This window comes from Proteus vulgaris, assembly GCF_023100685.1.
GTDB lineage: Bacteria > Pseudomonadota > Gammaproteobacteria > Enterobacterales > Enterobacteriaceae > Proteus.
This window is the reverse complement of sequence record NZ_CP090064.1, coordinates 1,868,739-1,881,229: the sequence shown is the minus strand read 5'-3', so window position 1 is coordinate 1,881,229 and position 12,491 is coordinate 1,868,739. Positions and strand designations below refer to the sequence as shown.

Here is a 12,491-nt window from a genome sequence, read left to right as displayed (position 1 = left end):
GATAATCCCACCTTATTTAAACTGTTTGAGGAAACGAAGATCGTTTTCGAAGAATGAACGTAAGTCGGTGACACCGTAACGCAACATAGTTAGACGTTCCATACCCATACCGAACGCAAAACCTGAATAAACTTCAGGATCGATACCAACATTACGTAATACATTTGGGTGAACCATACCGCAGCCCAACACTTCTAACCATTTACCATTTTTGCCCATGACATCGACTTCAGCAGAAGGCTCTGTGAATGGGAAATAGGAAGGACGGAAACGAATTTCCATATCTTCTTCAAAAAAGTTTTTCAGGAAATCGTGCAGTGTTCCTTTTAAATTGGTAAAGCTAATGTCTTTATCAACAATTAAACCTTCAATTTGGTGGAACATTGGTGTGTGAGTCTGATCGTAGTCATTACGATATACACGACCTGGTGCAATAATGCGGATAGGTGGCTGTTTATCTTGCATGGTACGAATTTGCACGCCAGATGTCTGCGTACGCAGTAAACGTTTCGCATCAAACCAGAATGTATCGTGATCAGCCCTTGCTGGATGATGTGCAGGAATATTTAACGCATCAAAATTATGATAATCATCTTCAATTTCAGGGCCTGATTCTACAGAAAACCCTAATTCGCCAAAGAAAGTTTCAATACGTTCAATTGTACGAGTTACTGGGTGTAGACCACCGTTTTCAATACGGCGACCAGGTAAAGAAACATCAATTTTCTCAGCAGATAAACGTTCGTTTAATAATGCTGATTCCATAATCTCTTTACGAGAGTTCAGCGCTTGCTGAACTTCTTGTTTAGCCTGGTTAATGACAGCCCCTGCAGCTGGACGATCTTCCGCGGGTAAGTCGCGCAGCGTGGACATCTGAAGCGTTAAATGACCTTTTTTCCCCAAGTATTCAACACGAACCGAATCCAGCGCAGCAACATCCTGTGCCTCTTCGATAGCTGCTTTAGCTTGAGCAACGAGTTCAGCGAGATGTGGCATCGTTTCCTCTTCCTTTGACCTGATGAGGTCTATTAGTTGTTATCAATGATGACGAATAAAATTGCCCTTTTTGGTTTCTAACCCAGTATTGGGATCTGAAAACAAAAAAGCCTCCATATTGGAGGCTCAGGCGCTACTTTTCGTTTCTTTTCTTACGCGCAAAAGCCCCTTAATTTAGGCGCTAAAGTAAAAAAAGAAACGGAAAAAAGCGATATTTAACATGAGTAATGTCTCTTCAAATATTAACTTATTGAATTTATATCATTAAGCCACAAATTTAGACAAAATAAAAGAGGGAGAAAACTCCCTCTTCCATTGACTTAATAATTAAGCCAGAGCACCTTTCGCTTTTTCAACTAAAGCAGCAAATGCTACTTTGTCGAATACAGCGATGTCAGCCAGAATCTTACGGTCGATTTCAATGGATGCTTTTTTCAGACCATTGATGAAACGGCTATAAGACATACCGTTCTGACGAGCTGCTGCGTTGATACGCGCAATCCACAGCTGACGGAACTGACGTTTTTTCTGACGACGGTCACGGTACGCATATTGACCAGCTTTGATAACAGCCTGGAAAGCTACACGATATACACGTGAACGTGCACCGTAATAACCTTTAGCTTGCTTTAAAATCTTCTTGTGACGAGCACGGGCAACAACGCCGCGTTTAGCACGAGCCATATTAAACTCCTAATGTCTATATTCTGTTAAAAAAATGATACTTATGCGTATGGTAAGCAAGCTACGACCAGACCTAAATCTCCTTTAGAGACCATGCCTTTTGGACGTAAATGACGTTTACGCTTAGTTGATTTTTTAGTCAGAATGTGACGGAGGTTAGCATGTTTACGCTTAAAGCCACCACCAGCAGTTTTTTTAAAGCGCTTAGCTGCGCCGCGTACTGTTTTAATCTTTGGCATTTCTATAATCCACTTCGCATTGTTAATAACATAAAATAATGAGGCGAATAGCAATCAGCCATTAAGGCTGACGCTATTACTTGAATTGCCCGACTATTTCTTCTTCGGCGCGAGCACCATGATCATCTGGCGACCTTCAATCCGGTTAGGGAATGATTCAACAGTTACCAGTTCATCCAAGTCGGTACGGATACGGTTAAGCATTTCCATACCAATTTGTTGGTGAGCCATTTCACGACCGCGAAAACGCAGTGTGACTTTGGCTTTATCGCCATCTTCAAGAAAGCGAATCAGGTTGCGTAGTTTGACCTGATAGTCACCTTCATCTGTACCAGGACGGAATTTAACTTCCTTGACCTGAATAACTTTTTGTTTCTTTTTCTGTTCTTTGAGAGTCTTACTTTTCTCATAGAGGAATTTGCCGTAGTCCATAATACGACAAACCGGCGGCTCGGCATTAGGACTAATTTCAACTAAATCAGCACCTGCTTCCTCGGCTTTCTCAAGAGCCTCTTTCAGACTAACAACTCCAATCTGTTCGCCATCCAAACCTGTTAAACGAACTTCATGAGCGCGAATCTCACCATTGATGCGATTCTGACGCGTTGATTGAATTCTTTTTCCGCCTTTAATACCTTATTCCTCCAACTGATGAAGACTTCTGCTTCTAATTTCTTGCAGAAGCTTTTCTTTAAATTCGCTAACGTCAATACTGCCAAGGTCTTTTCCTCGACGAGTACGAACCGCCACTTTGCCTGATTCAACTTCTTTATCACCACAGACAAGCATGTACGGAACACGACGTAGAGTATGTTCACGAATTTTAAAGCCAATCTTCTCATTTCTCAAGTCTGCTTTTGCACGAATTCCGGCATCTTGCAATTCTTTGACGAGTTTTTGTACATAATCAGCCTGTCCATCCGTGATATTCATCACGACAACCTGCTGTGGTGCCAACCAAGTTGGGAAGAATCCTGCGTACTCTTCTGTCAGAATACCAATAAAACGTTCTAAGGATCCTAGCACTGCTCGGTGAAGCATAACAGGTACTTTACGCTCGTTGTTTTCAGCTACATAAGACGCACCTAAACGACCTGGTAGTGAGAAGTCTAATTGTACTGTACCACACTGCCATGCACGATCTAAACAATCGTAAAGTGTAAATTCAATTTTAGGGCCGTAAAATGCCCCTTCACCCGGCTGATATTCAAATTCAATATTATTATCAGACAAGGCTTTTGCTAAGTCTGCTTCTGCAACATCCCATAATGCATCTTCACCGATACGTTTTTCTGGGCGAGTAGACAGCTTAACAACGATTTTTTCAAATCCGAAAGTAGAATATACATCATAAATCAATTTGATGCAGTCATTTACTTCACTTAAAATTTGTTCTTCAGTACAGAAGATATGTGCATCATCTTGTGTAAAGCCACGAACACGCATTAAACCATGTAATGCGCCTGACGGTTCATTACGGTGGCAACTACCGAATTCAGCCATACGTAGTGGCAAATCACGGTAAGAACGTAAACCTTGTTTAAAAATTTGTACGTGACCAGGGCAATTCATTGGTTTAATACAATATTCACGGTTTTCCGAAGAAGTAGTGAACATATTTTCTTTGTAGTTTTCCCAGTGACCTGTTTTTTCCCAAAGAACACGATCCATCATAAATGGACCTTTTACTTCTTGGTAATCATATTCTTTTAATTTACAACGTACAAATGTTTCTAACTCACGGAAAATTGTCCAACCATCATTATGCCAGAAAGCCATACCTGGTGCTTCTTCTTGCATATGATATAAATCAAGCTGTTTACCAATTTTACGGTGGTCACGTTTTGCGGCTTCTTCTAAGCGGTCTAAGTAGGCTTTTAGCTGTTTTTTATCAGCCCAAGCTGTGCCATAAATGCGTTGTAGCATTTTATTATCGCTGTTACCGCGCCAATATGCACCTGCGATTTTCTGTAACTTAAAGTTATGACAGAAACGCATGTTTGGAACATGAGGTCCACGGCACATATCAACATATTCTTGGTGATGATAAAGACCTGGTTGAGAATCTTGGCTAATATTTTCGTCAAGAATAGCAACTTTATAATCTTCACCACGGGAAACAAATGTTTCACGAGCTTCAGCCCAGCTTACGCGTTTTTTAATAACATCGTAATCTGTTTTCGCCAACTCTAGCATGCGTTTTTCTAGAGTTTCTAAATCTTCCTGCGTGAGAGAATGGTCTAAATCTACATCGTAGTAGAATCCATTTTCGATAACAGGACCAATCGCCATTTTGGTGTGTGGCCATAATTGTTTAATTGCATGTCCCAGTAAGTGGGCACAAGAGTGACGAATAATCTCAAGACCTTCATCATCTTTTGCGGTGATAATCGCCAGATTCGCATCATGTTCGATTAATTCACAAGCATCCACCAGCTCACCATTAACACGGCCTGCAATACATGCTTTCGCAAGTCCAGGACCGATATCTGCAGCGACATCCATGACAGAAACTGCATTTTCAAATTGACGTTGGCTTCCGTCAGGAAGAGTAATAATTGGCATTTAAAATCCTTATTTACAGTGGTGACCCATACGCAAGATCACATGCAAACATCATTTTTCTTTAAAGTTTAATACGTTAGTAGCATCTACTTGCTTCACTCTGCAAGTTATGTACACCATTGTGTACACATTTAGCAAAAGTACCTCAAAATGCGTTGGTGTACTGCTCTAACTCGGACGCGATAGTATCATAGTGAAAAAAAATTATATATCGTTAGTTGCATCAGCATCTTAATTCCACACCCTGCTATACTCCCCAAAAACCAAAATGGTTGTATGCATATCCACTACTGACCTAAATTTACATTAGTGGTAAAATTGCATAAATACTAAACTCAACCTTAGATTACTATGCAAAAAAAGAAATTTAGAACAGATATCAATGGAATGAGAGCAATTGCTGTCCTACTTGTTATCTTGTTTCACTTTGATAATTCACTAGCTCCAGCTGGTTTCATTGGCGTTGATATATTCTTCGTTATATCAGGCTATTTAATGACCTCTATTATTTTGACTGGTATTGAAAATAGCAGCTTTTCAATTGTTAAATTCTATTCAGCACGATGTAAAAGAATAATTCCAGCATTAATGCTTTTAATATTTATATTAGTGTTTCTATCTTATTTTTTGATAGAACCAAATGATTATAAGAAAATAGGTATTCATGCTCGTGACTCATTATTATTCATATCAAATATTACATATTTCAATGAGTCTGGGTATTTTGATGTTGAATCGATGGAGAAGTTCTTACTCCATACATGGTCATTATCTGTTGAGTGGCAATTTTATTTAATATATCCATTAATAATATTAGCAATCAGTAAGATAACGACATCAAGTAATACTAGAAAGTCTTTAGTGTTTCTTTTTTTTGTTTCACTAATATTGTCTTCAGTCATAACAAAAATAGATCCAAGCCAAGCATATTACATGATACACACAAGAGCATGGGAAATGATGGCTGGTGGATTAGCATTTGCATATCCTGTAACAAAGGTTTCAGAAAAGAATAAAAAAATATTATTCTTTTTATGCCTAATTATAATTATAATTGCTTCATATTTTTTTGATAGCAATACACCTTGGCCTAGTTTTTATGCATCAATTCCTGTAGTAGCAACAGCTATAATATTAGCTATAAATTATGAAAAAAATTTCATATTAAGTAATCCTATTTTTCAAAAAATTGGTTTATGGTCTTATTCTATTTATCTATTCCATTGGCCTTTACTTGTCATAACTAAAAAATTAAACTTAGAACTAAGTTTGATAATATACTTAACAATCACTTTCATCTTAGCTATTTCCTCATATTATTTGATAGAGAAAAGAAGACTAAAAATAGCATTTATTATTCCATTCTATATTATTATTATTATTGCTTGCCAATATATTGCTAAAGATGGAGTAACACAAAGGATAGACAAAAAAACACAAGAATATAGTAAGAATTATAAATTTTACTATAATCCGTGGGTTTTATATAGAGATAAGCAAAATGATATATTATATTTTAACGAGAATTTACCATCTAAAAAAATAATATTATCAGGTGATAGTTTTGCTTTAATGTATGTTGAAGCAATGAAAGGATATGGTGTTAAGTTTGAATTATATTCTAATGAATCATGCAACACTACAATGATTAATGATTCATATAAAGGTAGTAGAAATTGCATTACAATGAAAAATAAATTCTTAGAAAGAATAGCTAAAAATGATGATTCTCCTGTAATTATATCACAACGGTGGGATTTGTATTTAAAAGGGTTAGATAAAGTACAAATAGAAAATAAAATAAAATTATTTTTAGATAATTTAAAAAACAAAGGTCAAAATAGAAAATTCTATATTTTAGGTGATTATCATCAACCTAGTTATAATCCATACAGTTGTTTGTTAAACTCACAAGCAATGCAAAGTAATTTTTTATCTGATTTACTTCACTCTGAAAGATGTGAAAAGATGGAAAGTAAAGATAAAGATAGCTTAAGGACAGATGTTGATATTGAAGGTATTTTTGAATTATTAACATTGCAATATGATAACATTGAATTCATTTCTATGAGAGATGAACAATGTAATAAATTCAGCTGTACAATTATAGAAAATGATAACCCTATAATTATAAAACCTCACCTCACAAAGTTCGGTGCGGAAAAGTTCACTAAATTTATTATGAATAAGATAAATTACAAATAAAAAAACCACCTTCATTAAAGGTGGTATAAAACATTAAGAATAATAGGATTAGTTATGGAGCCTATTATTCTTTCTTCTCACAGATGATCGCTTTGAGTGCAATCTGCATAGAGCGCGGTAGTGATGTTGGCTTTACCTTCATCCTGTTCAGTGTTATTAAAGCACCGGAAGAGCTGCTAATCATAAATGAGTTGTTAGATATATTAGAGATAGATACCGAACCGCCACTCACCCCAAACAGAGCAGGAAATCCAGTTATTCCACCATGTGTTATTTTAATTCCATTTGTTTTATCTATCATGATATTTTCAGAGATAAATGGAGGAATGCTGGATGAGCTCAGATCTGGCGCTCTCATCAAATCACCATCTTTTGAAACGGCAAATGAAACATCCATTAAAAAAGATAAATCCACAGCAAATTCATTGTTTCCAACAGACACAATAGTAGGGAAACATTGAACACCAAAAACCTTACCGCCTTCATTCATTTCAACATCAAGACCAAGTATCCAGTTAGCCCTACTTTGCAAGTAAAGCCTGACTTTATCTTCTAACATTTCTATTCTAGAGATATTTATCGTTCTATATGAGTACCCGGTATTCGACTTATCAAGTAGTGTTAAATTTCCATCAGAGCCAACAACTAGCCGTCCATATGTGTATCTCCATATTTGATCTGGTGGTAGTAATGGAGTTCCGTACATTTCAGTTTCAAACTCTGAAGATGGGTTTTTACTAAATAGAGAATCAACAATAGCACCAGCCGATTCGTGCCCCATAACATTATAGCCATTTTGAGTATAATGCACTCCCTCGCGCAATAATCCATTGCCAATAGTAAATGTCCCACACCCAGAATAAGCCATCACCATCCAGTCATAAGATTGACACAAATAATCTTGAGCTGTTTGCATGGCATACCAACTCATTTCTTTCCTATTTTGAGGACATCCAACTCTATACAGGAAGCACTTATCCAGCCCCATATCTGAGCGCATATCTCTAATTAGTTGATCTAACTTATTTTGATATTCCTGTTTTTTGGTTCCTAATGTCATATCTGTTTCACCCTGATGAAACAAGATTGACTTATACCCTATTGATATACCATCTCTATTTGCAATAATCATTGCGGAGTTAAATGAACTAATCATCTTGTCATAGACAGTATTTGATGGTGTTAATGGTTTTGATAACTCAACAATAGAAGATTCGCCCTTGGCGCATGGTATAATTAGAACTTTCCTTCCTGTTTTTCTTATGTACTCATTAGCAAACGCAGCCCATGCATGACCAGTGCTGACATTTCCAGATGAGTATGGCAAACCCTTGGTTATTTTCTTTATTTTGTTATCTTTGTAATCAAAGAACATGGCGCCATCAAAAATATCTGGAAATCCAATAGTGTCGTGAGCGTACCCAACAGCGTTTGATTGCCCATAAACAACAAAAACATCAAAAACATCTCCGCGATTATAATATTGATGACTAACAAGAGATGATAGATTATTTAGATTGTTGAAATTCACGTCACCAATCATTAATGAACCATTCGTTGATGATAGTTCAGATCTTAGTGTTGCATCCCCAATGCTTTTCCACTTTCCTTCGCCAATTCCTCCCGCTGACTCTGGTGTTGAATCAGCGCCAACTACTTTGGGTAGTTCGCCATCCCATCTGTAGTATTCGCCATTACTTTCCCAGAGAAGAACATCGTTAGGATTGATGATGGTATTACCCGACTCAAAAGACCTCTTCGTGATATAGCCATAGTTAAGCATTGCCTGTTTTGATAAGTTATTAATACCATCTATTGTATAGTGTTTCTTATCAAAACGGTCAGTGTAAAAGTGATTATTTGAAGTAACGAACTCGTCAAATTTACCTGAGTTAAATTTAAGGTCGCTCGGAGTCTCACTCGGAACTGGATTTTGTGTTGGAATTGTAGACATGATTTTTCCCAATAAAAAAGCCAGCACTTAGGCTGGCTATGATTGAAATGAGTTTAATTAAACGTTGTAATCTTTTTTTGCAGAAAAATACTCACTTGCTGTAATGCTAAAAGTTCCGTCTGCATTAGGCTTTTTATCGCTTACAATCCACCTCATTGAGTCCATTTCAACGATATTGGATATAACGTAACGTGACGGAGATTGAACATTCATGCCGTCATAGATATTTAGTTGTATATCTGGTATGTCAGCGATAAATCCATAAGCGGTATCGCTTCTTGGTGTGGCTTTAAGCCTTTCTGTTGTGTTGCCTAGGTGATCAGTGATACAAACAAACATCTCACCATCAAAGATAACTTTTTCATTTGTTGAAAACTGATTGCCGATCCTCTCAACTATATAACCCGCCTGTTGATTCTTATCGTATGTGTCAGCAACAATAATTAAGTCACCCGGATAAACATAATCGCCATCTGCGAGAGTTTGCACACTGACACTCATACGCTGATGTATTAACCTATCCATTTCCAATAATGCTCTATCTGTCGCTTGATACTCATTGCGACAACCGTGGATAGTTATTTTGTTAGGGTTTCTAGCTGGCTTGTTAACTATTTTATTATCTTCAATACGATATTTAAGATAGGTCTTTTTGTTGGTCTTAGGGTTTACGTATTCGATTTCAACACCATCATTACCGCTCGGCATTGTCATATCATAAGAGAGTGAGAATCCGTTTCCTGTCGTGTTTGCTCTATTAAAAGTGCCAGATGGATATTGCTTTTCCTCCTCACGAGTAAATGTAAGCACGCCGTTATCCCAAAATGAAATAACACGAGCAACGTTGCATATTGTTTCTACGCGCTGACCCAGCGATACATCTTCATCATCAAACGTGTAATCAAAATATCCTAAACGCTTATCTGGAAGTGATTCATAGATTGAATACAAACCATATAAATCTATGGTGCTTTCTGGCTGCCCTGCGGTGACTAACCAAGTATGAGCGACGGCATCAGCAAATGATCGTGATGGTCTTAATGTATAATCAACGCTACGGCTATTCGTGTCGTAACTAATAACATGGCGTGTTGCTAGTGCGTTGTATTTACGCTCTCTAGCACTGGTTGGACTTTCAGTTGCTCGCACACTCACTCGAACCAGAGTGTCCTCACTATGAATTTCATTAATTCTTTCACGTACAATATGAGCTTCTTCAAGTTTCAGAATACTGTGGTCATTGCTGTTTTCTAATCTCGTTAGTTGAAACGCATATCTTCCATGCCCAGTCATCGGCTTAAATTTTTCAGTTAGATAATATGTTTTCGTCTTTGGTGCCGACGGAAAACCTCTATCAAAGGATTCCCTTGTTCCAGCTATTTCATTGTTATTCTCATCAATCTTCCAGAGCTCTATTTTTGCATTAGCACGATCACCGTCACCAAGCTGGGCGTTTAAATGCACCCATAACTCACCACCATCTAAGGGGGAAAAGAAAGGCCCTACTGTCAGGAACTGATTGTCATAGAGAATAAACTTTGATGTATTAACAATTGCATTAGGCGGTAGATTTGATAAATCACCACCAGTTAAATTAGTGAAAAAGAATTCGTAGTAATATTTTGGTGAGATAATAGCACCATCATCACTCTCTTTCGCATCAGATAGATAAGCATCAACCTTAATATCCTTTGTAACCGAACCCTGAGGAGTATCATAAGTCACATTAACAACAAGGCTTACTGATCTAGGCTTTACGATATCCATAAAATATCGAAACTCATCTTGCTTCTCTATCTTTATAGCAGCCTCACCACCTTTAATTTCACCAGAAATAACATTGTTAGCAGTGGCCTCATATTGAGGTATCTCGTCACTTTCATTCGGCCCAGGTATCTCTTGACCATCAACATCGGGAAACTCGAAACCTTCGAATATCTTTGGAATTATTTCACCCGGTTGGAATATCTGATAACTAGCACCATCAAGAGCGATCAACTCAGACTCTGAATATTTTACGTTCTCAATCGTGTAGTAACCGATACCGAAGTTCATCCACTCCGTGACCATCTTTTTATTATCAATGTATTCAAACATTGATTGCTGAATGAGATCTGGAAAGGCTCTAACTTGTCCGTGAATTTCAGGTCTAGCCTGATATGTTCTCGCTATATTAGTTTGACCAGTTAAACGGTTATTAGGACTTTCCTTTGCATTCACATCAGCGGCGCTAAATGATGGCGCTTTGGGCGCTAAGAATGAAAATATCTTAGAAACAAACTTAAACACTGGATTAAGAATGTCGCCAATAATTCCTTTCGGTTGGTCAAATATTTGAATGTGATGAAATTCACTAATAGTAAAGTCAAGGCGATCATCGTCGTTAAGCTTTACGCCGTTAACATAGATATCAACGTCATGATGAAAGCTTTGCTCTTTTAACCAATCAAAAAAAAGAGAGCCGGCTTTTATCTCGACTCTCTCTTTCGGCATTCCAGCGACACGCTGAATTTCAATTATTGGCATATTTCATAAACTCCAACTTAGTGAACTTTCTCTCAAGAATAATCAACCTATCCATTCTTACAGATCCATTTTCACCTCGACTATGTAATGCGTTTCCGTCGATAACCAAACCAATATGAGCCGGTTTTGATCCTATATAACCTATAAAGATTCCGCTATGTTCTGGTTTATTTACTTTATCCCAAAACTCAACTTCATTTTTATAACAAGTAACAAAATCAGTTTCAGACTCATAACCTGCGTCATGGTGGATCTCAACACCTAACACATGACGATAATAGAGAACAACAAGCCCCCAACAATCCATAGCGTCAAATGTGCAAGACCTGTTTTTCCAAGGCTTTCCGATAACTTTATCGATGAAATCTTGAGTTGTCATACAGCCTCCAATCCCGGCCATTCTTGTGGCTCATAAATGCGTCCGATGTTTTTATTCAATGGGTTACTCATAGATAACGTGACAGTGACACTTTCATGATCCATTGACACATCTTTCACAAATAATTTCCATCGAGTAATGGCCGTACCTTTGTCTTTCTCGTCAAATAAGCGATAAGTGGATTCTATAGGAGTCATTCTATTGAATGATTTCCATAGTTTAAGTTGCTGTTTAAAGTCTTGTGCGACACGGCTGAATTTAACGCTGGCGTCAATGATTGGCGTTCGGCTTTGCTGACTGTCTGATAGTTCAAAATTACACGGCTGATATTCAATGCCGCCTAGAACCTTTGGGAATACCTGATAAGATACAAGATAGATATCGCCAAATGACGGATGACTAAATTGCAGTGCCTCATAAAGTATTCTGTTTGGCCTTTGTGCCCGATACTCTCTTAGTGTAGGCATTACAACTCCTTATACTTTGGTAGAGTCTCAGTAACGATAATGTCAAGCCAACTTCCAAATGATGGCGGAAACTCAACAATAATATCGTCGAATTCATCATCTGAATTATAAAGTTTCTTGCTAATAACTTGACCGGTCCATGTTACAGAAGATCCATTAATACTGGTTTGTACAGGGTAGGAAACAAAATGCAATTCCTGCTCTTGCAACCCACTACCACCAAGATTAATTTTCATCCTGAACCAGCGATTGCAATTATCAAGATAGTTGGAACTGCGCAACCACTGCGCAAATGCACGCTCCTGTTGAAGTGTAAATATCCAATTCACACTCCATACAGTTTTTAAGTCATCAGTTAGCTTCTGAAATATCGGTGCTCCTACCTGTGGCTGATCTGTCAAGAAACCAGTATCTAGTGTCATGCTTTTATCAGCTTTCTGAGCCAGAGGAAGCCAATCAGGGTAATAAATAACCAT

General features: G+C 37.6%; 11 protein-coding genes and 1 other annotated feature. Of the genes, 1 reads left to right on the top strand and 10 read right to left on the bottom strand.

Annotation, left to right across the window (positions count from 1 at the left end; genetic code table 11):
- Positions 1-12: 12 nt before the first annotated feature.
- The 5 genes from pheS to thrS form a co-directional block, all read right to left on the bottom strand.
- Entirely contained in the window at positions 13-996 is a 984-nt protein-coding gene (gene pheS / locus LW139_RS09265; protein ID WP_072070368.1) for a phenylalanine--tRNA ligase subunit alpha, read from the bottom strand.
- A 100-nt stretch (positions 997-1,096) separates the two neighbouring features.
- Positions 1,097-1,219: a sequence feature (Phe leader region), on the bottom strand.
- 104 nt (positions 1,220-1,323) lie between these two features.
- Positions 1,324-1,680, bottom strand: a complete 357-nt coding sequence (gene rplT, locus LW139_RS09260; protein WP_036937406.1) for a 50S ribosomal protein L20 — start codon at positions 1,678-1,680, stop codon at positions 1,324-1,326.
- A 41-nt stretch (positions 1,681-1,721) separates the two neighbouring features.
- Complete coding sequence (gene rpmI, locus LW139_RS09255; RefSeq protein WP_004263702.1) at positions 1,722-1,919, bottom strand: 50S ribosomal protein L35; 198 nt, start codon at positions 1,917-1,919, stop codon at positions 1,722-1,724.
- Positions 1,920-2,012: 93 nt separating this feature from the next.
- Complete coding sequence (infC, locus tag LW139_RS09250) at positions 2,013-2,552, bottom strand: translation initiation factor IF-3 (RefSeq protein ID WP_166541441.1); 540 nt, start codon at positions 2,550-2,552, stop codon at positions 2,013-2,015.
- A gap of 3 nt (positions 2,553-2,555) precedes the next feature.
- On the bottom strand, positions 2,556-4,484 hold the full coding sequence (gene thrS, locus LW139_RS09245; protein WP_166541381.1) for a threonine--tRNA ligase: 1,929 nt from the start codon (positions 4,482-4,484) through the stop codon (positions 2,556-2,558).
- A gap of 351 nt (positions 4,485-4,835) precedes the next feature.
- On the opposite strand from thrS, the gene LW139_RS09240 reads away from it, so the two are divergent.
- Positions 4,836-6,689 carry an acyltransferase family protein gene (locus LW139_RS09240; protein WP_247851116.1) on the top strand — a complete coding sequence of 618 codons (1,854 nt, stop codon included), beginning with the start codon at positions 4,836-4,838 and terminating at the stop codon, positions 6,687-6,689.
- Between the two features lie 64 nt (positions 6,690-6,753).
- On the opposite strand, the gene LW139_RS09235 is transcribed toward LW139_RS09240, so the two are convergent.
- From LW139_RS09235 to LW139_RS09215, 5 genes are read right to left on the bottom strand one after another with little or no spacing between them, the layout of a single operon-like run.
- Positions 6,754-8,643: a sialate O-acetylesterase gene (locus LW139_RS09235; protein WP_247851115.1), complete on the bottom strand. Its 1,890-nt coding sequence runs from the start codon at positions 8,641-8,643 to the stop codon at positions 6,754-6,756.
- A gap of 57 nt (positions 8,644-8,700) precedes the next feature.
- The gene (locus LW139_RS09230; RefSeq protein WP_247851114.1) at positions 8,701-11,169 is read right to left on the bottom strand and encodes a host specificity factor TipJ family phage tail protein; all 2,469 of its coding nucleotides are present in this window, start codon (positions 11,167-11,169) and stop codon (positions 8,701-8,703) included.
- Positions 11,156-11,548, bottom strand: a complete 393-nt coding sequence (locus LW139_RS09225; RefSeq protein WP_247851113.1) for an NlpC/P60 family protein — start codon at positions 11,546-11,548, stop codon at positions 11,156-11,158. Before LW139_RS09225 ends, LW139_RS09230 begins: the two co-directional genes overlap by 14 nt.
- Positions 11,545-12,015 (bottom strand): DUF1833 family protein, encoded by a 471-nt coding sequence (locus LW139_RS09220; RefSeq protein WP_247851112.1) that lies wholly within the window; start codon positions 12,013-12,015, stop codon positions 11,545-11,547. Before LW139_RS09220 ends, LW139_RS09225 begins: the two co-directional genes overlap by 4 nt.
- Positions 12,015-12,491, bottom strand: coding sequence for a hypothetical protein (locus LW139_RS09215; RefSeq protein ID WP_247851111.1), 477 nt, complete (start codon positions 12,489-12,491; stop codon positions 12,015-12,017). The genes LW139_RS09220 and LW139_RS09215 overlap by 1 nt, the downstream gene beginning before the upstream one ends.